This window comes from Streptomyces sp. NPDC005899 (assembly GCF_040629645.1).
Classification (GTDB): Bacteria; Actinomycetota; Actinomycetes; order Streptomycetales; family Streptomycetaceae; genus Streptomyces.
The window spans coordinates 16,442-38,458 of record NZ_JBEXWB010000016.1 but is presented as its reverse complement, the minus strand read 5'-3'; the positions used below and the strand labels follow the sequence as shown (position 1 = coordinate 38,458).

Genomic DNA, 22,017 nt, shown 5'->3' with positions numbered 1-22,017 from the left:
GTACGTTCTGTTCCCCCGGACGAGGTCCGGGGGCGCTCCAGGCTCGGGTCCGGGGCCGCTAGGCGGCGACCGGCACGCCCTTGGGCTCCGGCTCGACGCTCTCGGTCTCGTCGACCGGGGAGGCCGAGGCCGAGTTGTACGCGTCGTGGTCGAGGATCTTCTCGCGGGCCGCGACGATCACGGGGACGAGTGCCTGCCCCGCGACGTTCGTGGCCGTCCTCATCATGTCGAGGATCGGGTCGATGGCGAGCAGCAGGCCCACGCCCTCCAGCGGGAGGCCCAGCGTCGACAGGGTGAGGGTGAGCATGACCGTGGCACCGGTGAGACCGGCGGTGGCCGCCGAGCCGATCACCGAGACGAACGCGATCAGGATGTAGTCGCCGACGCCGAGCTGGACGTCGAAGATCTGCGCGATGAAGATCGCGGCCAGCGCCGGGTAGATCGCGGCGCAGCCGTCCATCTTGGTCGTGGCGCCGAACGGGACGGCGAAGGAGGCGTACTCCTTCGGGACGCCGAGACGCTCGGTGACCTTCTGGGTGACCGGCATGGTGCCGACCGAGGAGCGGGAGACGAAGGCCAGCTGGATGGCGGGCCAGGCACCCTTGAAGAACTGGAGCGGGCTGACCTTGGCCACGGTGGCGAGCAGCAGCGGGTAGACGCCGAACATCACCAGGGCGCAGCCGATGTAGACGTCGGCGGTGAACGTCGCGTACTTGCCGATGAGGTCCCAGCCGTAGTCGGCGATGGCGTAGCCGATGAGGCCGACCGTGCCGAGGGGGGCGAGGCGGATGACCCACCACAGGGCCTTCTGGAGCAGCTCCAGGATCGACTCGCTGAGCGTGAGGATGGGCTTGGCCTTCTCACCGAGCTGGAGCGCGGCGATACCGGCGACGGCGGCCATGAAGACGATCTGCAGGACGTTCAGCTCGGTGAACGGCGTGATGACGTCCGTCGGGATGATGCCCGTGAGGAAGTCGAGCCAGGAGCCGGCGTGCTCGGGCTTGGCGCCGTCCTTGGGGGTGAGGCCGGTGCCGGCGCCCGGGTTCGTGATCAGGCCGATCGCGAGGCCGATGGCGACCGCGATCAGTGAGGTGATCATGAACCAGAGGAGCGTGCGCGTGGCCAGCCTGGCGGCGTTGTTGACCTTGCGCAGGTTGGTGATCGACACCATGATCGCGAAGAAGACGAGGGGCGCGACGGCCAGCTTCAGCAGCTGGACGAAGATGTGGCCGACCTTGTCGAGCGTGGTGTAGAGCCAGCCGATGTCCTGGCTGCGGGTGAGCCAGCCGAGCAGGACACCGAGGACGAGACCGGCGACTATCTGGACCCAGAAGGGGACGCTGGGCACACGGAAGCCGGAGCCGGACGGCTTGCCGGCGCCTGTCTCGGCGGGGGACGGGGAATTCGCGGACACGGACACACTCCTGGAGGGACGCAGCGGGACGTACGGGACAGACGTACGGACGTGCGGTCGAACGGGGACAAGGGTGCGGCGCCCGCGTCAGGGGCGGCGCCGCTGCATGATGCCGGTTCAGACGTTGCGGCAACAGACCGCGGACATACAGCGGCAGAGATCGACATGCAGGCGCGCCACGAGCCGGGGACTCATGGCGTCAAGCGGGCGCGCTGCAGCGTTCATGTCGAATACGTTAACACTTGAACTTTGGGAACCTCAAAGGTCCGCTTTGGTCCACGACCGCCCACCGCGCCGGGGCCCACCGCCCGCACACGCCGGAACCCCGGTACGGGAGCGGCTGCTCCGGTACCGGGGTTCCGGTGTCTACTGCGTCAGGTGTGAGGAAGCTTACGCGGCGCCTACTCGGTCAGGCCGTCCTCGCGCGTGCGGTTCGCCTCGAGACGGGCCTTGGTCCGGTCGACCGTGGAGATCAGCTGCGCGGACATCTCGTCCCGCTGCTTGCGCAGCAGCACGTAGCTGAGGGGCGCCGACAGGAGCAGGCCGAGGAGGACGACCCAGACCGCGTTGGAGCCGCCGGCTCCGGCGGGCAGCAGGCCGAAGTGGACGGCGACGCCGGCGACGAAGAAGCAGCCCACGAAGATCAGCACGCGCAGCGCGGTGTAGCGGATCGTTGCGCTCGGCTTGGCAGCGGACACGGCTGACCTCTTTCTCCGTCCGGCGTTCCTGTGGTCGTGCAGCCTGCGGTTCCTGCCCGACCAGTGAAGCATGCCCTGAATGCGATCAGTTCGCAGGGTTGCTTCCACCGCGCCCCGGGGCGGCCCGCCCGGGGCCGCGTCCACGGCTCACCGGTGCAGCGGGAGCAGCATGATGATGTCGTCGCGGTAGTCGTCCTCGGCGACCCGGATGGCGTCCGGGACCCGGCCGACCTCCTTGTATCCGCAGGAGGCGTAGAAGCGGTCGGCGCCGGTGCCGCCGCGGCAGGTGAGCCGGATGGCGTCGATGCCGCCGGCAGCGCGTGCGGCGTCGGCGGTGGCCGCCATCAGTTCCCGCCCGTAGCCCTTGCCCTGGTGGCGCGGGTGGACCATCACCGTGTAGACGCCGATCCAGTGGCGCATGAGCCGGTGGGTGTTGCGGGTGAGGAAGGCCGTGGCGGCGACCGTGCCGTCCTCCTGGCGGCCGACGACCAGGCTGGTGCGGCCCTCGGCCATGCCGCACAGGTGCCGGACGAGCTCGGGCCGTACCTCGTCGGCGGTGACGGGCGGCACGAAACCGACCGCCCCGCCGGCGTTGCTGACGTCGACCCAGAGCGCGCTGATGCCGTCCCGCAGCGTCCGGTCGAGTGCGGGATCCACGTCGAATGTAAGCGCCATAGCGGCAGGTTATCCATTACCACCACTGCGCTCAAGCGCCGTCCGCCCCGCGGGAAAGCCCCGGCCGGGGCCGGGGCTTTCGTGCACGGCGAAGCGGGTCACCACGCCGGGCGGGAGGCGTCAGACGCGCATCGGCTGCGGCGACTCGCGCCGCCCCGCGTCCGGGCCCGGGTACTCGCGCAGGATCTCGTACCGGGTGTTGCGCTCCACGGGCCGGAAGCCCGCGTCCCGGATGAGCTCCAGCAGGTCCTCACGGCCGAGCTTGTTGGGCGTGCCGTAGTCGTCCGCGTCGTGCGTGATCTTGTACTCGACGACCGAGCCGTCCATGTCGTCCGCACCGTGCTGGAGGGCGAGCTGCGCGGTCTGCACACCGTGCATGACCCAGAACACCTTGACGTGCGGGACGTTGTCGAAGAGCAGCCGGGAGACCGCGAACGTCTTCAGCGCCTCGGCACCGGTCGCCATCGACGTGCGCGCCTGGAGCGTGTTGCGGACCTTGCCGTCCTTCATGTCGACGAAGTCGTGCTGGTAGCGCAGCGGGATGAAGACCTGGAAGCCGCCGGTCTCGTCCTGCATCTCCCGCAGCCGCAGCACGTGGTCGACACGGTGGCGGGGCTCCTCGATGTGCCCGTACAGCATCGTCGCCGGGGTCTTGAGACCCTTCTCGTGCGCCAGGCGGTGGATGCGCGACCAGTCCTCCCAGTGGGTGTTGTGGTCGACGATGTGCTGGCGGACCTCCCAGTCGAAGATCTCCGCGCCGCCGCCGGTGAGCGACTCCAGGCCGGCCTCGATCAGCTCGTCGAGGATCTCGGAGGCGGAGAGCCCGGAGATGGTCTCGAAGTGGTGGATCTCCGTCGCGGTGAACGCCTTGAGCGCCACTTCCGGCAGCGCTTCCTTCAGCGCGCTGAGCGAGCGCGGATAGTAGCGCCACGGAAGGGTGGGGTGCAGGCCGTTGACGATGTGCAGCTCGGTGAGGTTCTCGCCCTGCATCGCCTTGGCGAGACGGACGGCCTCCTCGATGCGCATCGTGTACGCGTCCTTCTCGCCCGGCTTGCGCTGGAACGAGCAGTAGGCGCAGGAGGCGGTGCACACGTTGGTCATGTTGAGGTGGCGGTTGACGTTGAAGTGGACGACGTCGCCGTTCTTCCTCGTACGCACCTCGTGGGCCAGTCCGCCGAGCCACGCCAGGTCGTCGGACTCGTAGAGCGCGATCCCGTCCTCGCGGGTCAGCCGCTCGCCGGCCCGGACCTTCTCCTCCAGCTCGCGCTTGAGTCCCGCGTCCACCAGTGGCCTCCCATACCTCTACGTAACAGACTCCGGCCCACCGTACTCCCCCGCCTTCCGGCGGGGGTCACCACCGTCCGGCGGCCGGGCTCAGGACTCGTCCGGCAGCTCGCCGACCCTGTTCTCCCACTTGGTCGACAGGACGATCGTGGTGCGGGTCCGCGAGACCCCCTTCGTCCCGCTGAGCCGGCGGATCGTCTTCTCCAGGCCGTCCACGTCGCCCACGCGCACCTTGAGCATGTAGGAGTCGTCGCCGGCGATGAACCAGCAGTCCTCGATCTCGGCGAGGTCCTTCAGCCGGTGCGCGACGTCCTCGTGGTCGGCCGCGTCGGAGAGCGAGATGCCGATCAGGGCCGTGACCCCCAGCCCCAGCGACGCCGAGTCGACGGTGGCGCGGTAGCCGGTGATGACACCGGCGGTTTCCAGCCGGTTGATGCGGTCGGTGACGCTGGGGCCGGAGAGCCCGACGAGCCGTCCCAGCTCGGCGTACGAAGCCCTGCCGTTCTCCCTGAGGGCCTGGATGAGCTGTCTGTCCACCGCGTCCATATGACTGAAACCTTCCATTGTTCAGCAGTACCGCGAGTCTATGTGTAGAATCTAAGGCGTAACAGGGTCCAGACCCTGCGAATCTTTCAGATCATCCAAGAAACGCTTTCGAATCTTCAGGAGTGAACGACACCGTGTACTCGATCGAGATGGCCTACGCCCGAATGCGCGAGCTGCAGGACCTGGCCAACCGCTCGCGTGCCCACGAGCCCGCCGCCGCCCACCGCGTCGACCGGACCCGGACCCGCGCCCGCCGCGCGGCGAAGCAGCGCTGACCCACCGGATCAGCCACGGGAGCCGCCACCGAGTTCCCCCTCCCACCGGCGGTACAGCTGGTGCGGCACTCCTGCCGCGTCCAGCACCCGCCCGGCGACGAAGTCCACCAGATCCTGGATGTGCGTCGCCCCCGCGTAGAACGCCGGAGAGGCGGGCAGCACCACGGCGCCCGCCTCGTCCAGCGCGACCATCTGCCTCAGCGTCGCACCGCTGAGCGGCGTCTCGCGCACGGCGACGACCAGCTTCCGCCGCTCCTTGAGCGTCACGCTCGCGGCCCGCTGCAGCAGGTCCTTCGAGAGTCCGAGGGCCACCCCGGCCACGCACGCCGTGGACGCCGGGACGATCAGCATCCCCTTCGCCGGGTACGACCCCGAGGACGGTCCGGCCGCCAGGTCCCCGGCCGGCCAGTGCCGCACGCCCCGCAGGTCGGGCCGGAAGGTGTCCGGCTTCCCGTCCGCTCCCCGGGCCAGCCAGGTGCCCAGGTCCTCCTGCCAGTGGGCGTCGCGGAACGCGACACCCGTCTCGTCCAGCAGCGTGAGCCGTGAGGCCCGGCTCACCACCAGGTCGACGCTCTCACCCGCGGCCAGCAGCCCCCGTAGGACGGACGCCGCGAAGGGGGTACCCGAGGCGCCCGACACCCCGACAATCCAAGGCCTGCGCTGCTGCTGACTCACTGAAGTCCCGGATTCCACACGCCCGAGCCTATCCGGCACCCGCCTCGAGGAACCGACGCAGGGGCTCCGTACGTTGCACGGGGCGAGGGACGGGTCCTCGACAGGGGGTGGCCATGACGCCGACGCGCACCGGAGCCACCGCACGCGCCGTCACGGCGGGCGCGGTCATGCTCGCCTGGGTCGCGCTGCTGTGGGTGCTGGAGGGCATCGACACCCTCGCCGGCCATGCGCTGGACTCCCACGGCGTCAGTCCGCGCGAGCCGGCTGAGCTGGCCGACATAGTGCCCGCCGCCTTCCTGCACGGCGGCTGGGACCACGTGGCGTCCAACACCGTGCCGCTGCTGGTCCTCGGCTTCGTCGCCGCCCTCGCCGGCACAGGCAGGCTGGCCGCCGTGGTCCTCGTGGTCATCGTGACCAGCGGCCTCGGTGTCTGGCTCACCGCACCTCCGGACACGGTGACGCTCGGCGCGTCCGGTGTCGTCTTCGGCCTCTTCGGCTATCTGCTGGTCCGGGGCTTCGTGGACCGCCGCCCCGTCGACGTCCTGGTCGGAGTGATCATCGCCGCGGTCTACGGCTCGCTCCTCTGGGGCGTGCTGCCGACCGACTCCGGCATCAGCTGGCAGGGCCACCTCTTCGGACTCGTGGGCGGCGTGGTGGCGGCGTTCGTCTTCCGCCGCCCCCGGCGGCCCCGGGTACCGGCGGGGCACGTCACGGCGTGAGGCCGCGCACCAGCAGGTCGAGCAGCGCGCAGGCGAACAGGGCGATGCCGATGAAGCCGTTGACCGAGAAGAACGCCCGGTTCAGCCGGGACAGGTCGTGCGGCCGCACCACCCGGTGCTCGTACACGAAGGCCACGGCCACGACGGCCATGCCGATCCAGTAGAAGAGCTCCGCGTCCGTCGCCAGCCCGAACCAGACGAGCAGTCCCGTCGTGACCACGTGGCAGACCCGCGCGCCCCACAGGGCTGCGGGGATGCCGAAGCGGGCCGGGAAGGAGAGCACGCCGTGGGCCCGGTCGGCCTGCACGTCCTGGCAGGCGAAGATCAGGTCGAAGCCGCCGATCCAGATGCCGACGGCCAGCCCCAGGATCACCGCGTCCCACGACCAGCTGCCCGTCACCGCCAGCCAGGCGCCGATCGGCCCCATGGCCTGGGCGACACCGAGGATCGCGTGCGGGAAGTTCGTGAACCGCTTGCCGTACGGGTAGACGACCATGGGCACGACGGCGACCGGCGCCAGCGCCAGGCAGAGCGGGTTCAGCAGGGCCGCCGCGCCGAGGAAGACGACGACGGCCACGATCGCGCCCGTCCACGCCGACCGCACCGAGACGGCGCCGGTCACCAGCTCCCGGCCGGCGGTGCGCGGGTTCCGGGCGTCGATCTCCCGGTCGATGATCCTGTTGGCGGCCATGGCGAACGTCCGCAGCCCGACCATCGCCACGGTCACCAGCAGCAGGGTGCCCCAGTGGATGTCCTTGTCCAGCCGGAACATCGCAGTCAGCGCGGCGATGTAGGCGAAGGGCAGCGCGAAGACCGAGTGCTCGATCATCACGAGCCGCAGGAACGCCCGGGGCCTGCTGCGGGGCTGCGGCACGGCAGCGGCGGAAGCGGAGGCGCTCACAGTCCGTACTCCTTCCATCGGCGGTCGACCTTCGCCGCCGTATCCGGGTCCGACTCGACCATGGCCGGCCAGCCGCCGTCCCGGGTGTAGCCCTCCTCGGGCCACTTGCGGGTCGCGTCGATGCCCGCCTTGCCGCCCCAGAACTGCTGGTAGGAGGCGTGGTCGAGGTGGTCGACCGGGCCCTCGACGACCGTGAGGTCGCGGGCGTAGTCGGTGTTGCCGAGCGCCCGCCAGGAGACCTCGTGCAGGTCGTGGACGTCGCAGTCCGAGTCCACGACCACGATCAGCTTCGTCAGCGACATCATGTGGGCGCCCCAGACGGCGCTCATCACCTTCTGGGCGTGCTTGGGGTACTTCTTGTCGATCGAGACGATCGCGCAGTTGTGGAAGCCGCCCGACTCCGGCAGGTGGTAGTCGACGATGTCCGGGACGATCACCTTGAGGAGCGGCAGGAAGAACCGCTCGGTGGCCCGCCCCAGCGGACCGTCCTCGGTCGGCGGCCGGCCCACCACGATCGACTGCAGCAACGGCCGCCTGCGCATGGTGACGCAGTCGATCCTCAGTGCGGGAAACGGTTCCTGCGGCGTGTAGAAGCCCGTGTGGTCGCCGAAAGGCCCCTCGGGCAGCATCTCGCCCGGTTCCAGCCAGCCCTCGATGACGACCTCGGCCTGCGCGGGGACCTGTAGCGGAACGGTCTTGCAGTCGACCATCTCGATGCGCCTGCCCGCGATGAAGCCGGCGAAGAGGTACTCGTCGATGTCCCCGGGCAGCGGCGCCGTGGAGGCGTACGTCACCGCGGGCGGCGCCCCGAACGCGATGGCCACGGGCAGCCGCTCGCCGCGCCGTGCGGCGACCTGGTAGTGGTTGCGGCTGTCCTTGTGGATCTGCCAGTGCATGCCGATGGTGCGCCTGTCGTGGCGCTGGAGCCGGTAGAGCCCCAGGTTCCGCACACCGCTCTCGGGGTCCTTCGTGTGCGTGAGGCCGAGGTTGAAGAAGGAGCCGCCGTCCTCGGGCCAGGTGAAGAGCGCGGGCAGCTGGTCCAGGTCCACGTCGTCGCCGGTGAGGACGACCTCCTGGACGGGGGCGTTCTCGGGCTTCACCTTCTTCGGCGGCACGTGGACCATCGAGCCGAGCTTGCCGAACGCCTCCCGGACCCCGACGAAGCCGTGCGGCAGCTCGGGCCAGAGCAGACCGCCGATCTTGTCGCTGATGTCGGAGTACGACGTCAGCCCCAGCGCCTTCAGCAGCCGGCGGTCCGTCCCGAAGACGTTCATGGCCAGGGGCATGGACGCCCCCTTGACGTTCTCGAAGAGCAGCGCGGGGCCGCCCGCCTTGTTGACGCGGTCGACGATCTCGCCGACCTCCAGGTGCGGGTCGACCTCGGCCTTGATGCGCTTGAGATCGCCCTCGCGCTCCAGAGCCCGGAGCAGGGAGCGAAGATCGTCGTAAGCCATGCCCTCCAGTATCGGCCACCCGATACCCTGGGCCGGTCACCGGGGCGGGACGAAGCGCCCCTCACCTCATCCCGGGGGATTCTTCCACCATGCTGCGGGCCCTGATCTACCTTCTGCCGCTGGCGCTGACGATCTACGCGTTCATCGACTGCCTCAACACCCCCGAGGACGAGGCCAGGCATCTGCCGAAGGTCGCCTGGGTCTTCATCATCCTGCTGTTCTGGATCGTGGGCCCGATCGTCTGGTTCGCCGCCGGGAAGCTGCGCCACGCGCCCGCCGGGGGACGCACCCCCTCCGAGTGGCACCGCGGCCACCGCACCACCTGGGTCGCACCGGACGACAATCCGGACTTCCTGAAGTCGCTGAAGGAAGAGAACAGGAGGGACGAGTCGCGCCTCGAGGACCGGGAGGCTGACCTGCGCCGCCGCGAGGAGGAGATCAAGCGCCGCGAGGGCGACGCGGGGACCGGCGAGTCCGCCCCGCCGGCCACCTCGTAGGTACGCCCCGGCGTCCGCCCGGCCCGCCCAGGCGCCTCGCGGACGCGACCCGCCTCGCGGACGCGACCCGCCGTGAGCGGGTCCGCGTCCCGCCCGTCCGCGATGTCACGGGGACAGCAGCTGCCCCAGCCGGTCGAGCAGGGGCAGCAGCGCCGCGCGCTCCCGGGGGGTGAGCGCCTCCAGGGCGCCGTGCACCACCCGCATCTCGGCCCGGATGCGGTGGGCCAGCTCCGTGCCCTCCGGCGTGCGGGCGGCGACCTTGGAGCGGCGGTCCCCGGGGGCGGGGGCGCGGGTGACCAGGCCGCGGCTCTCCATGCGCCCGATGAGGCCCGTGGCGTTGGACGCGTCGCACACCAGGTGGCGGGCGAGCGCGCTCATGGGCATGGGCTCACCGAGGGCGATCAGCGCCCGCGCCTGCGAGGTGCTGAGGCCGTGCCGGGCCGCGACGGCGGTGAGGTCGTCGTGATGGCCTCGGACGACGGCTGCGAGGGGTTCCAGCAGTTCGTCCGGAGTAGGGACGGCGCGGGGTGACGGTTCCGTCGTCATGGTCGGTCATCCTTCGATCGGTACGCGTGGTCCAAAGGCCCGGAACGGATGGCCGCCACGCGGCCGCAGTCATTTGACATGCCCAACTATTGGCAGTTACATGGCTTTTGTTGCTTGAGGATATCAAGCTTTTCTGTGTCCTGCCGCTCGTCGTAGGGAGCACCCCCCATGCCCTCCGTACTCTTCGTCCTCACCGGCGCCGACCACTGGACCCTCAAGGACGGCACCGCCCACCCCACCGGCTTCTGGGCCGAGGAACTGGCCGCTCCGCACCGCGTCTTCTCGCAGGCGGGCTTCGACATCACGATCGCCACCCCGGGCGGCGTGACCCCGACCGTGGACACCGCGAGTCTCGCCGCCGAGGCCAACGGGGGCCAGGAGCAGGCCGACGCCGTCGCCTCCTACCTCGCCTCGATCGACGAGGTCCTCCGCATCCCCGCACGGCTGGAGGACATCGTCCCCACCTCGTACGACGTCGTCTTCTGTCCCGGTGGCCACGGCCCCATGGAGGACCTGGCCGTCGACGAGACCTCCGGCCGGCTGCTCACCGCCGCGCTGGACTCGGGCGCCCAGGTGGCCGTCCTGTGCCACGCGCCGGCGGCCCTGCTGCCCGCTCGCCGGGAGGACGGCAGCTGGCCCTTCGCCGGTTACCGCATGACCGGATTCAGCAACGCCGAGGAGACCCAGGCCGGGTTCGTGGACAAGGCCCCGTGGCTGCTGGAGGACCGGCTCGTCGAGCTCGGCGCCCGGTACTCCGCCGGGGACCCCTGGTCGGTGCACACCGTGCACGACCGCAACCTGCACACCGGCCAGAACCCGGCCTCCTCCGAGCAGCTGGCCCGCGAGATCGTGGCGGCCCTGTGAGCGGCGGAACGACCGGATCCCCCGCGGAGGTCGTCGCCCGCCTCCGCGCGACCTTCCGCACCGGGCGCACCAGGGACCTCGACTGGCGCACCGCCCAGCTGACGCGGCTGCGCGCCCTGCTCACCGAGCGCGGTGACGAGCTCGCCTCGGCCCTCCACGCCGACCTGGGCAAGAGCCGCAAGGAGGCCTACCGCACGGAGATCGACTTCACGGTCCGTGAGATCGACCACACGCTGGAGCGGCTGGCGGGCTGGCTGGAGCCCGAGCCCGCGCCGGTACCGGCGGTCCTCGCCGGGGCCACCGCCCACACCCGGCAGGACCCGCTCGGCGTCGTCCTCGTCATCGCGCCCTGGAACTACCCGGTGCAGCTGCTGCTGGCGCCCGTCGTGGGCGCGCTGGCCGCGGGCAACGCCGTGGTCGCCAAGCCCAGCGAACTCGCCCCGGAGACCTCGGCGGCCGTGGCCAGGCTGCTGCCGGAGTACCTGGACACCGACGCGGTCGCCGTGGTGGAGGGTGCGGTACCGGAGACGACCGCGCTCCTCGCGGAGCGGTTCGACCACATCTTCTACACGGGCAACGGCACGGTCGGCCGGATCGTGATGGCCGCCGCGGCGAAGCACCTGACCCCGGTGACGCTGGAGCTGGGCGGCAAGTCACCCGCGTTCGTCGACCGGGACACGGACCTGGGGACCGTGGCCTCCCGGCTGGTCTCGGGCAAGTTCCTCAACGCCGGCCAGACGTGCGTCGCCCCCGACTACGTCCTGACGGACCCGGAGACCGCGTCCGCCCTGGAGGAGGCGCTCGCCACCGCCGTCCAGGAGCGCTTCGGGCCCGACGCCTCCGCGTCCCCGGAGTACGGCCGCATCGTGAACGAGCGGCACTTCGACCGGCTGGTGGGGCTCCTGGACTCCGGCCGCACGGTGACCGGCGGCACCCACGACCGCGACGCGAAGTACATCGCGCCCACCGTGCTGGCCGACGTCGCCCCGGACGCCCCCGTGATGCGGGAGGAGATCTTCGGCCCGGTGCTGCCGGTCGTCACCGTGGACGGGCTCGACGAGGCCATCGGTTTCATCAACGACCGGGACAAGCCGCTGGCGCTGTACGCGTTCACGGAGTCCCCCGCCGTTCGGGAGCGGCTGCTGACGGAGACCTCTTCGGGCGGGGTGGGCATGGGCCTTCCCCTGGCCCATCTGACCGTGTCGGACCTGCCGTTCGGCGGGGTCGGCGAGAGCGGCATGGGCAACTACCACGGCCGGTACTCGCTGGAGACGTTCAGCCACCGCAAGGCGGTGCTGGACACCCCGCTGGGCTGAGCGGCGGCCCGGCACGCACGAGGGGCGCGACCGCGGGTGTGCGGTCGCGCCCCTCGTGCGTGGGGGGGGTCAGACTCCCGCGTAGGAGTGCTTCCCGGTGACGAAGATGTTCACGCCGTAGTAGTTGAAGAGCCAGCACCCGAAGGCGACGAGCGCGAGGTAGGCGGCCTTGCGGCCCTTCCAGCCGGCCGTCGCACGGGCGTGCAGGTAGGCGGCGTAGGCGACCCAGGTGATGAAGGACCAGACCTCCTTGGGGTCCCAGCCCCAGTAGCGGCCCCACGCGTCACCCGCCCAGATCGCCCCGGCGATGATCGTGAACGTCCACAGCGGGAAGACGGCCGCGTTGATGCGGTACGAGAAGGTGTCCAGGCTCTTCGCGGCCGGCAGCCGCTCGAGGACGGAGGTGGCGAACCTCCCGGGCGTGACGCCGTTGGCCAGCTTGTTCTCGTAGTTGTCGCGGAAGAGGTAGAGGAGCGTGCCGACGGCACCCAGGTAGAAGACGGCGCCGCAGATGATGGCGGTGGAGACGTGGATCCACAGCCAGTAGGAGTGCAGCGCGGGCACCAGCTGGTCGCTGTCGGTGTAGAGCGTGGTGGTGGCGATGCCGAGGTCCAGCAGGACCGTGGTGACCAGCACCAGCCCGATCCAGCGGACGTTCTTCCTCAGGGCGAGCAGGACGAGGTACGCGCCGACGGCCACCGTGGAGAAGGTGATCGAGAACTCGTACATGTTGCCCCAGGGGGCCCGCCGCACCGACAGGGCGCGCGCCACGACGCCGCCCGCCTGGACGGCGAAGGCGACGACGGTCAGCGAGACCGCGATACGCCCCCACAGGTCGCCCTTGAAGGTGCCGCCCGCCGCCCCGGGGCCGTCCGGCACGTCACGGGTGCCGGTGGCGGACCGGGTGACGACCTCGGGGCGCTCCAGCACGGCCGTGCCACCCTGCTGCGCGGCCCGCACCCGCACGCCGGGAGCCGCGGCCGTGTCCTGCTTCAGCGCGGCGGCCGTGCGGCCGACCTTGCTGCGGCTGCCGAAGATCCATTCGGCGATGTGCGCGAAGAAGGCCAGGGTGTAGACGGCCATCGACGAATAGATCAGCACGTTGCTGGTATGTGCCAGATTCTCGTTGGTTGCGGCGGCGAGATTCACTTCTCAGCCCCTTCGGCAGGCTTCTCTGAGGGTTGTCCGGTCTCGGGTTCGGGGCCGGGCGCGGGGGGCGCGGTGGGCACCACGGTGTGGAGTGCGACCGCGAGACCGGCCAGCTCCTCGGGGAGTCTCGCGGACTCGCTGCGCCCCAGACCGGCCATCTCGACGACGGTGACGCCGTCCGCGCCCGGCACGGCCCGCACCCACACACGGCGGCGCTGGATGAAGAGCGATCCGGCGAGCCCGGCGATGGCGGCGACGGCGCCGGTGAGCGCCCAGCCGCTCGCGGGCTGGCGGGAGATCTGGAAGCTCGCCCACTCCTCGACGCCCTCGAAGGTGATCGAGCCGGCGCCGTCGGGGAGCTTCATCGTCTCGCCGGGGCGCAGCCGCTGCTTGAGCTGGTCGCCGTTGCTGTCCTTGAAGGCGGTCATCTTCGACGGATCGAGCTGGTAGACGTTCTGCGGGAGCCCGGAGTCGACACCGAGGCTTCCGTGGAAGCCGTTGAGGGCGAGGACCGGGTAGTCGAGCCCGGGGAACTGCGAGAACATCGTGCCCTTGCCGGCCCCCGCGAACGTCGGCACGAAGAATGCCTGGAAGCCGAGCTGCGTCTTCCTGCCCTCGGCGTCCCGGTAGCCGTCCATCACCTTGATCGCGCCGGTGGACGTGACGTTGTTGTCCTGGGGCAGCAGCGGCACGGCGTTCCGGTACACCTCCTTGCCCTTGCCGTCCTTGACGGAGATGACCGGGGCGTAGCCGTGGGCGTTGAGGTAGACCTTGGTGCCGTCGACGACGAGCGGCTTGTTGACCTCGATGACCTTCTTCCTCGGCCGCCCGTCGGCGCCCTCGGCGTACGTCACGCGGGCCTCGTAGGTGCGGGGCGTGCCGCGCTGGGGGCCGTTGCGCTCGTAGGTGCCCCGGAAGTCGTCGAGGTCGAAGCTGAAGGGGGTGAGGTCGTCGTTGTCGAAGAGCGAGCCGGACTTGAAGTTGTCGTACTGGGTCAGGGTGTTGGAGAAGCCGTCACCCTCGACGACGAGCTTGCCGCCTTCGGACTTGAACAGCTGTCCGCAGGCGAAGGCGACCAGCATGACGATCAGCGCGAGGTGGAAGACCAGGTTCCCGGCCTCGCGGAGGTAGCCCTTCTCCGCGGCGACGGCGTCACCGACCGTGTGGGAGCGGAAGCGCCGCTCGCGCAGCACGGCCAGCGCCGCCTCCCGGACCCGCTCGGGCTCCGCCTCGGTGCGCCAGGTGGTGTAGGCGGGCAGCCGCGTCAGCTTCCTCGGGGCGCCGGGCGGGCGGCCGCGCAGCTGGCCGACGAACTGGGCGGTGCGCGGGACGATGCAGCCGATCAGCGAGACGAAGAGCAGGAGGTAGATCGCCGAGAACCAGACCGAGCTGTAGACGTCGAAGAACTGCAGCTTCTCGTAGAGCGGGCTCACGGTCGTGTGGGCGCTCTTGAAGGTCTGCACCTTCAGTTCGTCCACGCTGTTCTGCGGGATGAGCGACCCGGGGATGGCTCCGAGGGACAGCAGGAAGAGCAGGATCAGCGCGACCCGCATCGAGGTCAGCTGCCGCCAGAACCAGCGGGCCCAGCCGGTGACGCCCATGGCGGGGACGGAGGTGGCGGACTCCTCGCGTGGGGCGGTGGAGAGCTGTTCCCCGGCCTCGCCGAGGTCGCGCTCGTCCGTGGTGTTCAGGTTGCTCATGGAACTCAGATCCCCACAGTGAAGCCGTCGGACCAGACCCGCATCTCCTGGATGAGCGCGTCCCAGGCGCCCGTCAGCAGGAGTATCCCGGTCACGATCATCATGCCGCCGCCGATCCGCATGACCCACGCGTAGTGGCGTTTGACCCAGCCGAAGGCGCCCAGTGCCTTCCGGAAGGCGACGGCCGCCAGGACGAAGGGGACGCCGAGCCCGACGCAGTACGCCACGGACAGGACGGCCCCTCGGCCGGCGGTCCCCTGCTGCATCGCGAGAGCGGTGACTGAGGAGAGGGTCGGGCCCAGGCACGGTGTCCAGCCGATGCCGAAGAGCGCGCCCAGGACCGGCGCGCCCATCAGTCCGGTCACCGGCCTCTTGTGTATGCGGAACTCCCGCTGGGTCATCCAGGGCATCAGGCCCATGAAGAAGATCCCCATGAGGATCATCAGCACACCGAGGACCTTGGTGAGGATCTCGCTGTGCTCCAGGAAGTTCTGGCCGAAGTAGCCGAACAGTGCGCCGCCGGACACGAAGACGACGGTGAAGCCGAGGACGAACAGCGAGGCGCCCGCGACCATCCGGCCGCGCCGGGCCTCGGCCAGGTCGGTGCCGCTGACCCCGGTGACGTAACTCAGGTAGCCGGGGACCAGGGGCAGGACGCACGGCGAGAAGAAGGAGACGAGGCCGGCGAGCAGGGCGATGGGCAGGGCGACCAGGAGGGCCCCGCTGAGGACGGTCTCGTTGTCCCCCGTGTACGCGGCTAGCTGGAGCACGGGGTCACTTCTCCGCGATCAGCGGGTCGATCATCTCGCGCAGCTTCTCCGCGTCCATCCCGCCGACCTTGCGGGCGGCGATCTTCCCGTCGCGGTCGATGACCAGGGTCGAGGGGATGGACTGCAGGTTCAGGGTGCCCCTGGGGAAGCGGAGGATGAGCTTTCCGGCCGGGTCGAAGAGGCTGGGATAAGGGATGCCGTGGTCCCGTTCGAAGTTGACCGCCAGGGACTTCTCGCCGTCCCGGGTGTTGATGCCGACGAACTGGACGCCCTGGCCCTCGGTCTCCTCGGCGACCTTCACGAAGTGCTTGGCCTCCAGACGGCAGGGCGCGCACCAGGAGCCCCAGACGTTGAGGACGACGATCTTGCCCTTGAAGTCGGCGACGTCCAGCCGCTCGCCGTCCAGGGTGGCGCCTTCGAGCTTCGGCGCGTCCGTGCGTTCGCCCTTTGCGACGGTCGCGATGCCGCTGCTGCCGGTGACGAAGTTCGTGTTGCCGCCGCCGCCGGACCGGATGTCGTCGCCGCCGCACGCGGACAGCGTCAGGGCGCCGGCCACCGCGGTGGCGGCGAGCAGGGTGAAGCGGCGTCGGGATGCGCGGCCAGAGCTCATGTGAAAAGTTTCGCATGGCAGTTCCGGGGATCTTCCGCACCCCCCTCCATGCCCGTAAAGCCCCTTGTCAAGCCTGTTTAAAGAAGGCGTTCCAGCCACCGGCGGGCGCTTGACCGACCTCGAGCGTACGCAGTTTCGCGAGTACGGCCGGGTCCTGGACGTCGAGCCAGTCGACGAACTGCCGGAATGAGACGAGGCGCACATCCGGCTTGCCGGCGATCTTTTTGATCACTTCCTCGACGGCGTCCATGTAGATACCGCCGTTCCACTCCTCGAAGTGGTTGCCGATGTAGAAAGGCGCGCGGTTCGTCTCGTACGCGCGGTCGAAACCGGCGAGGTAGGCGCCGGTGGCCTGGGTGCGCCAGCCGGGATAACGCGACGGCATGCCCTTGGTCGAATTTTTCGACTGGTTGGCGAGGATGTTGTAGTCCATGGAGAGGACTTCGAAGGAATGGCCGGGGAAGGGCACGCCCTGCAGCGGCAGGTCCCAGATCCCCTGGCGTTTCCCGGGCCACATCTGCCGGCCTCCGGGTGAGCTCGCGTCGTAGCGCCAGCCCAGTTGTTTCGCGGTCGGCAGGAGATTGTCCTGGCCGAGCAGACAGGGAGTGCGCCCGCCGACCAGTTCCCTGCGGTAGTCGAAGGGCAGCGGATCGGCGTCCTGCCACCCGGTGTTCGTCCGCCATTCGGTGACGAAGGAGATCGCCTGGTCGATCTCGCTCTGCCATTGCGCGGGTGTCCAGTTGCCCACGGAACCGGAGCCGGCACAGAAATGCCCGTTGAAGTGGGTGCCGATCTCGTGCCCGTCGAGCCAGGCCTGGCGTACGTGGTCGAGGGTCTGCCTGACGTGGTCGTCGTTGAGATAGCCGATGTCGGAGGCGCCGCGGGGGTTGTTGGGCGGGCGGTAGAGGGACTTCTTGGACTCGGGCAGTACGTACAGACCGGAGAGGAAGAAGGTCATCGCCGCGTCGTGTTCCCTGGCGAGTTCCAGAAAGCGCGGGAAGAGACCGTTGCCGACCTCACCCGCCCCGTCCCAGGAAAAGATCACGAACTGCGGCGGGGTCTGGCCGGGTTCCAGCGGCACCGGTGCGGCGGGCTGATTCGGCTGCTTTCCCGTGTCGGACGTGGAACCGTCCCCGATGAGCCTGACGTGCTTCTTGGGAGGCCCACCGCCGTTCCCGTGCGTGCCCTTGTCCCCCTTGGGGCTCCTGTCCGGTGCGGGCCGGTCGTTGTCCGACGGTCCGAAAGAGCCGCAGCCGGCCATCGAGAGTGCGGCTGCGGCTCCGAGTCCGGCTCCCAGGAGGCCCCTTCGGTCGATATCACGCATAGCGTCCCCATCTGCGGTCGTTTTACCTCATTGCCATACAAACTGGCGATGGCTTAGATGAGGAGACCAACACGGTGGTTCCGCTGATAATCATAAAAGTTGTTGCGCGACGAGACCCTTACAGGTGCTCCACACAACCGCGCCGGACAGCCCGGCCCCTCGGGGCTCCGCCGCCCGCGCACCCGCGGGCCCACGAGCCGGAGGGCGGCGGGCGCGGAGGCCCGGCGTCGGGGCCCGGGCCGGACCCCGGCCCCGGACGGTGAGACCTACGCCCCGAACGCCTTCGACTTCCCCTTGACCGGCTTGGCGCCGGCCAGCAGATGTGTCGGCACCAGGTCCCTGGCGGGCTCCGTGTACCCGACCGACACGATCGTGTCGCCCTGGTAGGTGAAGCTCGTCAGCGAGGCCAGGGTGCACTGGCGCTTGCGCGGGTCGTGCCACAGCCTGCGCCGCTCCACGAAACTCCGCACGATCCAGATCGGCAGCTGGTGGCTGACGCAGACCGCCTCGTGACCACGGGCGGCGTCACGCGCCGCGTCCAGGGCGCCCATCATCCGCACGACCTGCTCGACGTACGGCTCGCCCCAGGACGGCTTGAAGGGGTTGGTGAGGTGCTTCCAGTTCTCCGGCCTGCGCAGCGCGCCGTCGCCCACCCCGAAGGTCTTGCCCTCGAAGACGTTGGCCGCCTCGATGAGCCGCTCGTCGGTGGCGAGGTCGAGGCCGTGGGACGCGGCGATCGGCGTGGCGGTCTCCTGGGCCCGTTCCAGCGGGGAGGCCACGACGTGGGTGACGTCGCGCTTCTCCAGGTGTTCCGCGACCCGGTCGGCCATCTTCCGCCCCAGCTCGGAGAGGCTGTAGCCGGCGCGGCGGCCGTAGAGCACCCCGTCCGGGTTGTGCACCTCGCCGTGGCGCATCAGGTGGACGACGGTGATGTCCTTCGCGCTGTTCCCGCTCATGCGGTGGCCTCCGATGCGGCACGCGCGGCGGCGGGCAGGGCGGCGGCGACCCGCTCCATCGCCCGGGCGTCGTGCGCCGTGGAGACGAACCACGACTCGAACGCGGACGGCGGCAGGTAGACGCCCTGCTCGAGCATCGAGTGGAAGAAGGCGGTGAAGCGGAAGGCGTCCTGCTTCTTCGCGTCCTCGTAGTCGCGGACGGGCCGGTCGGTGAAGAACACGGAGAACATGTTGCTGGCCGCCGACACCGTGTGTGCGACGCCCTCCTTGGTCAGCGCCTCGCCCACCAGCGCCCGCAGCTCTGCGGAGACCGCGTCGACCTTCGCGTACGCCGCGTCGTCGAGCAGCCGCAGCTGGGCGAGTCCGGCGGCGGTGGCGACCGGGTTCCCGGACAGGGTGCCCGCCTGGTAGACGGGCCCGGCGGGGGCCAGGTGCGCCATCACGTCGGCCCGGCCGCCGAAGGCCGCGGCCGGGAAGCCGCCGCCCATGACCTTGCCGAAGGTCATCAGGTCCGGACGCACGCCGTCGACGCCGTACCACCCGGCCTTGGAGGTGCGGAATCCGGTCATCACCTCGTCGGAGATGTACAGGGCGCCGTCGGCCGCGCAGATCTCCTTCAGCCCGGCGTTGAACCCGTCCCCGGGCGGGACGACGCCCATGTTGCCCGGTGACGCCTCGGTGATCACGCAGGCGATCTCGCCCGGCTGCGCCGCGAACGCGGCCCGCACGGCGTCCAGGTCGTTGTACGGCAACACAATCGTGTCCCCGGCCTGGGCGCCGGTGACCCCGGGCGTGTCGGGGAGGCCGAAGGTGGCGACCCCGGAGCCGGCGGCGGCCAGCAGCGCGTCGACGTGCCCGTGGTAGCACCCGGCGAACTTCACGACCTTGGCCCGCCCGGTGAAACCACGGGCGAGCCGGATCGCGGACATGGTCGCCTCGGTGCCGGACGACACCAGCCGCACCTGCTCGACGGGCTCGACCCGGGCCACGATCTCCTCGGCGAGCGCGACCTCGCCCTCACCCGGCGTACCGAAGGAGGTGCCCCGGCCCACCGCCTCCCGGACGGCCGCGACGACCTCGGGGTGGGCGTGCCCGAGGATCATCGGCCCCCAGGAACACACGAGGTCGACGTACTCGCGGCCGTCGGCGTCGGTGAGGTACGGGCCCGTACCGGACACCATGAACCGGGGCGTGCCGCCCACGGCCCGGAAGGCGCGTACGGGGGAGTTCACGCCGCCGGGCGTCACGAGGGACGCGCGGTCGAAAAGCGTCTGCGAAACTGGGGCTTCGTATGAATACGCCACTTCTGTCCTGATCTGCGATTCGGGGGGTCGGGGGCCTGGCCGAAACTTCCGGCCACCGGTGAGCAGGGAGCGCACTCTCCCCGTATGAGGCTCGTACAACGAAAGGGCGTCAGTCTCCTCGCGTCTGCGAAACTGGGGCGTCATAGGGAAAGCTCACACATGCCATGGTGTCAGAGGCACACGCGGTCTTGCGGACAGGTGTTTCACGGCACGTTCGCTGGGGAGGTCACTGAGACGGTGATCGGGTTGCGCGGCGGGGCTGTGTCTCCTAAGAAGTAGTCGGGTGGATGAGATATGCATCGCGGTGGCGGAGTGGGCGAAGGGACCGACGACCTGGGGCCCGAGCCTGCCCGGCGAGGGCGGCACCGGCGCGAGGCGGAACGAGCCCGGGAGGACCGGGCGGCCGGTGCCGACGTGCCCGGGGTCAGGAGCAGTGGACGGGTGGGGGTGACCTACAAGTACTTCGGGGCCCCCGACGGGGCCACTGCGGCACGCGTGCCCATTTCCATGCGGCCCGAAGAGCTCGGCGGTGACGAGCTGGGCATGGGAGGCATGTTCAGCAAGATCAAGCCGGAGACGGTGGCGGCCATGGTCCTCACCGGCATACAGGGCATACCCCTGAACAGGGTCCCCCCGCTGGAGCTGGTGGTCCTCCACCCCGACTACGCGGTGGTCAAGCTGCCGATGACGGTCGTCGACCCCCTGAGGGACGTCGGCGAGGAGTCGGTCGGCGCGGCCGCCTTCATCTGGTCCACGGTGCCGGACCGGGGCGGCCCGCGCGACGCCTTCAACGTCTACCAGCTCCTCCACGAGTGGCAGGACTTCTCCTACCGGCTGCACGACGCCGGGCACCAGGCGTACTGCCTGGTGTGGCCCTGAGGGAGCCACCCGGATGCTCCGCGCCCGTCCGGACGTAGGAACATATGACGCATGACGGCAGATGAGCTGCACGTGGTCGTGGAGACCGAAGAGGACGGCGCCGTGCTGATCCGTGTGCGGGGGAGCCTGGACGAGTGGTCCGGCCCCTCCGCGTTCGTCGGCGCGCTGCGGGAGGCCGCCGGGGGCGGCGGCCGGCTGACCGTGGCCGATCTGTCCGGGCTGGAGTTCGCCGACTCCACGGGGCTGCACGCCCTGCTCGAAGCCCAGCACCGCCACGCCCTGGCCGGGGTACGCCTCGTGCTGGCCGGGCCGCTCAGCACGGCGGTGCACAGGCTCTTCGAGGTCTCGGGGACGTTCGACGCCTTCACGTTCGCCGACACGGTGGACGCGGCCCTGGCATGCTGACGGCCCGCGGGCCGCACCACCGCGTGGGCGGCTTCCCGGTGGGGGGTGTGACCTGGCGCCGTCCGGGCAGGCGCAAGGAGCGATGAACGGGGAACGAGACGAGCTGCGGGACGGCGGGTTTCCGGCCGGTGGGCCGGGGGGCGCCGTCGACCGGGACGCAGCGGACGGACAGGCGGGCGCGGGCGGCGTGCCGCGGAACGCGGCTGCCGCGCGCGAGGTCGTCACCCGGCTCCTGGAAGCGGAGTTCTGCGCGCTGGGTGGTGAGGGCCCGGCCGACGTCGTGGTGGCCGATGCCCTGCTGGTGACCTCGGAGCTGGTGACCAACGCCGTCAGGCACGGCGGCGGGCTCACCGGCTTCAAGGCCGAGATCACCGGCGACGGCCTCCTCCTCACCGTGACCGACGCCAGCACCCGGGCACCTGTCATCACGGCACGCGATCCGGCCGCCGCGCCTTCCGGTGGCTACGGCTGGCTCCTGGTGCGCCGGCTGACGAGGAGCGTGTCCATCACCTACCTCCCCGACGGCAAGCACATCGTGGTGCTGGTGGCGCTCGCCTGAACGTTCTCTCGGGGCCCTGCCCTCCCCTGCACACGTCAAGGTCCGGGCTCGCGTCCCGGCGCCGGAACGATATCCGCCCGCCCGGGGACGAGTCGCCGGCACAGCGATTGGCATAATCCCCCCATGGTCCGCGAGCCCTTCGACAACGACGCGCCGGCGTCGCCCGCGCTGGCGGCCGAAGGCGAGGTCAACGGGTACTGGGTCGTCCGGGCCAGGGGAGACATCGACTCGGACACCGTCGACCCCCTCTTCATCGCCATGTGGCAGGCCGTGGCCGGATACGAGGTGGTCGTGCTGGACGCGTCCGCGGTCACCTTCGCGGACTCGTCCTTCCTCGGTCTCCTGCTGGAGGCGCACCGGCGGACGGAGCTGCGGATCGCCGCGCCGCGCGCGGCCCTGACCCGGCTCCTGCGGACCGCCGGTGTCGACCAGGTCCTGCGGACCTACCCCTCGCTCGACGCGGCCCTGGCAGCCCCGCCGGCCGCCCGCTGACCACG

The 22,017-nt window shown here is 70.4% G+C and carries 25 protein-coding genes; 9 read left to right on the top strand and 16 right to left on the bottom strand.

Going from position 1 to position 22,017, the window contains the following annotated elements:
• Positions 1–58: 58 nt before the first annotated feature.
• The 5 genes from ABZ371_RS04100 to ABZ371_RS04080 all read right to left on the bottom strand — a co-directional run bounded on the left by ABZ371_RS04100 (position 59) and on the right by ABZ371_RS04080 (position 4,617).
• Positions 59–1,414 (bottom strand): dicarboxylate/amino acid:cation symporter, encoded by a 1,356-nt coding sequence (locus tag ABZ371_RS04100; protein ID WP_358673094.1) that lies wholly within the window; start codon positions 1,412–1,414, stop codon positions 59–61.
• Between the two features lie 401 nt (positions 1,415–1,815).
• Entirely contained in the window at positions 1,816–2,112 is a 297-nt protein-coding gene (locus tag ABZ371_RS04095) for a DUF4229 domain-containing protein (RefSeq protein ID WP_358673092.1), read from the bottom strand.
• A gap of 147 nt (positions 2,113–2,259) precedes the next feature.
• Positions 2,260–2,787 (bottom strand): GNAT family N-acetyltransferase, encoded by a 528-nt coding sequence (locus ABZ371_RS04090; protein ID WP_358673090.1) that lies wholly within the window; start codon positions 2,785–2,787, stop codon positions 2,260–2,262.
• A gap of 120 nt (positions 2,788–2,907) precedes the next feature.
• Positions 2,908–4,071, bottom strand: a complete 1,164-nt coding sequence (mqnE, locus tag ABZ371_RS04085; protein WP_358673088.1) for an aminofutalosine synthase MqnE — start codon at positions 4,069–4,071, stop codon at positions 2,908–2,910.
• A 90-nt stretch (positions 4,072–4,161) separates the two neighbouring features.
• Entirely contained in the window at positions 4,162–4,617 is a 456-nt protein-coding gene (locus ABZ371_RS04080) for an Lrp/AsnC family transcriptional regulator (RefSeq protein WP_358673086.1), read from the bottom strand.
• Positions 4,618–4,739: 122 nt separating this feature from the next.
• Between ABZ371_RS04080 and ABZ371_RS04075 the strand changes: the two genes are divergently transcribed.
• A complete protein-coding gene (locus ABZ371_RS04075; RefSeq protein WP_358673118.1) occupies positions 4,740–4,892 on the top strand; it encodes a hypothetical protein in 153 nt (50 codons plus the stop codon).
• Positions 4,893–4,901: 9 nt separating this feature from the next.
• Here the strand turns inward: ABZ371_RS04075 and ABZ371_RS04070 are convergent, their stop codons facing one another.
• Complete coding sequence (locus tag ABZ371_RS04070; RefSeq protein ID WP_358673084.1) at positions 4,902–5,567, bottom strand: UbiX family flavin prenyltransferase; 666 nt, start codon at positions 5,565–5,567, stop codon at positions 4,902–4,904.
• A 113-nt stretch (positions 5,568–5,680) separates the two neighbouring features.
• On the opposite strand from ABZ371_RS04070, the gene ABZ371_RS04065 reads away from it, so the two are divergent.
• The gene (locus tag ABZ371_RS04065; RefSeq protein ID WP_358673082.1) at positions 5,681–6,286 is read left to right on the top strand and encodes a rhomboid family intramembrane serine protease; all 606 of its coding nucleotides are present in this window, start codon (positions 5,681–5,683) and stop codon (positions 6,284–6,286) included.
• Here the strand turns inward: ABZ371_RS04065 and mqnP are convergent.
• Together mqnP and ABZ371_RS04055 are read right to left on the bottom strand one after the other, a co-directional pair.
• On the bottom strand, positions 6,276–7,187 hold the full coding sequence (mqnP, locus tag ABZ371_RS04060; protein WP_358673080.1) for a menaquinone biosynthesis prenyltransferase MqnP: 912 nt from the start codon (positions 7,185–7,187) through the stop codon (positions 6,276–6,278). The genes ABZ371_RS04065 and mqnP overlap by 11 nt on opposite strands.
• Positions 7,184–8,641: a menaquinone biosynthesis decarboxylase gene (locus tag ABZ371_RS04055; protein ID WP_358673078.1), complete on the bottom strand. Its 1,458-nt coding sequence runs from the start codon at positions 8,639–8,641 to the stop codon at positions 7,184–7,186. Before ABZ371_RS04055 ends, mqnP begins: the two co-directional genes overlap by 4 nt.
• 89 nt (positions 8,642–8,730) lie before the next feature.
• Between ABZ371_RS04055 and ABZ371_RS04050 the strand changes: the two genes are divergently transcribed.
• The gene (locus ABZ371_RS04050) at positions 8,731–9,138 is read left to right on the top strand and encodes a PLD nuclease N-terminal domain-containing protein (protein ID WP_358673076.1); all 408 of its coding nucleotides are present in this window, start codon (positions 8,731–8,733) and stop codon (positions 9,136–9,138) included.
• A 105-nt stretch (positions 9,139–9,243) separates the two neighbouring features.
• Here the strand turns inward: ABZ371_RS04050 and ABZ371_RS04045 are convergent, their stop codons facing one another.
• Positions 9,244–9,684, bottom strand: a complete 441-nt coding sequence (locus ABZ371_RS04045; RefSeq protein ID WP_358673074.1) for a MarR family transcriptional regulator — start codon at positions 9,682–9,684, stop codon at positions 9,244–9,246.
• A gap of 168 nt (positions 9,685–9,852) precedes the next feature.
• On the opposite strand from ABZ371_RS04045, the gene ABZ371_RS04040 reads away from it, so the two are divergent.
• Positions 9,853–10,548 carry a type 1 glutamine amidotransferase domain-containing protein gene (locus ABZ371_RS04040; RefSeq protein WP_358673072.1) on the top strand — a complete coding sequence of 232 codons (696 nt, stop codon included), beginning with the start codon at positions 9,853–9,855 and terminating at the stop codon, positions 10,546–10,548.
• The gene (locus ABZ371_RS04035; RefSeq protein ID WP_358673070.1) at positions 10,545–11,864 is read left to right on the top strand and encodes an aldehyde dehydrogenase family protein; all 1,320 of its coding nucleotides are present in this window, start codon (positions 10,545–10,547) and stop codon (positions 11,862–11,864) included. The genes ABZ371_RS04040 and ABZ371_RS04035 overlap by 4 nt, the downstream gene beginning before the upstream one ends.
• Positions 11,865–11,933: 69 nt before the next feature.
• Here the strand turns inward: ABZ371_RS04035 and ccsB are convergent, their stop codons facing one another.
• The 7 genes from ccsB to hemL form a co-directional block, all read right to left on the bottom strand.
• Positions 11,934–13,013 carry a c-type cytochrome biogenesis protein CcsB gene (gene ccsB, locus ABZ371_RS04030; protein WP_358673068.1) on the bottom strand — a complete coding sequence of 360 codons (1,080 nt, stop codon included), beginning with the start codon at positions 13,011–13,013 and terminating at the stop codon, positions 11,934–11,936.
• Complete coding sequence (locus ABZ371_RS04025) at positions 13,010–14,713, bottom strand: cytochrome c biogenesis protein ResB (protein WP_358673066.1); 1,704 nt, start codon at positions 14,711–14,713, stop codon at positions 13,010–13,012. Before ABZ371_RS04025 ends, ccsB begins: the two co-directional genes overlap by 4 nt.
• Positions 14,714–14,718: 5 nt before the next feature.
• Positions 14,719–15,483 carry a cytochrome c biogenesis protein CcdA gene (locus ABZ371_RS04020; RefSeq protein ID WP_358673064.1) on the bottom strand — a complete coding sequence of 255 codons (765 nt, stop codon included), beginning with the start codon at positions 15,481–15,483 and terminating at the stop codon, positions 14,719–14,721.
• Positions 15,484–15,487: 4 nt separating this feature from the next.
• Positions 15,488–16,093 (bottom strand): TlpA disulfide reductase family protein, encoded by a 606-nt coding sequence (locus tag ABZ371_RS04015; RefSeq protein ID WP_358673062.1) that lies wholly within the window; start codon positions 16,091–16,093, stop codon positions 15,488–15,490.
• A gap of 67 nt (positions 16,094–16,160) precedes the next feature.
• Positions 16,161–17,417: a hypothetical protein gene (locus tag ABZ371_RS04010; RefSeq protein WP_358673060.1), complete on the bottom strand. Its 1,257-nt coding sequence runs from the start codon at positions 17,415–17,417 to the stop codon at positions 16,161–16,163.
• A 266-nt stretch (positions 17,418–17,683) separates the two neighbouring features.
• Positions 17,684–18,373, bottom strand: coding sequence for a histidine phosphatase family protein (locus ABZ371_RS04005; RefSeq protein ID WP_358673058.1), 690 nt, complete (start codon positions 18,371–18,373; stop codon positions 17,684–17,686).
• Positions 18,370–19,677, bottom strand: coding sequence for a glutamate-1-semialdehyde 2,1-aminomutase (gene hemL / locus ABZ371_RS04000; RefSeq protein ID WP_358673056.1), 1,308 nt, complete (start codon positions 19,675–19,677; stop codon positions 18,370–18,372). Before hemL ends, ABZ371_RS04005 begins: the two co-directional genes overlap by 4 nt.
• A gap of 294 nt (positions 19,678–19,971) precedes the next feature.
• Here hemL and ABZ371_RS03995 point away from each other — a divergent pair, with 294 nt between their 5' ends.
• From ABZ371_RS03995 to ABZ371_RS03980, 4 genes are all read left to right on the top strand, one after another.
• Positions 19,972–20,556: a hypothetical protein gene (locus ABZ371_RS03995; RefSeq protein WP_358673054.1), complete on the top strand. Its 585-nt coding sequence runs from the start codon at positions 19,972–19,974 to the stop codon at positions 20,554–20,556.
• 51 nt (positions 20,557–20,607) lie between these two features.
• Positions 20,608–20,961: an STAS domain-containing protein gene (locus ABZ371_RS03990; protein ID WP_358673052.1), complete on the top strand. Its 354-nt coding sequence runs from the start codon at positions 20,608–20,610 to the stop codon at positions 20,959–20,961.
• A gap of 82 nt (positions 20,962–21,043) precedes the next feature.
• Entirely contained in the window at positions 21,044–21,520 is a 477-nt protein-coding gene (locus ABZ371_RS03985; RefSeq protein ID WP_358673050.1) for an ATP-binding protein, read from the top strand.
• Between the two features lie 123 nt (positions 21,521–21,643).
• Positions 21,644–22,012, top strand: a complete 369-nt coding sequence (locus ABZ371_RS03980) for an STAS domain-containing protein (RefSeq protein WP_358673048.1) — start codon at positions 21,644–21,646, stop codon at positions 22,010–22,012.
• Positions 22,013–22,017: the final 5 nt, after the last annotated feature.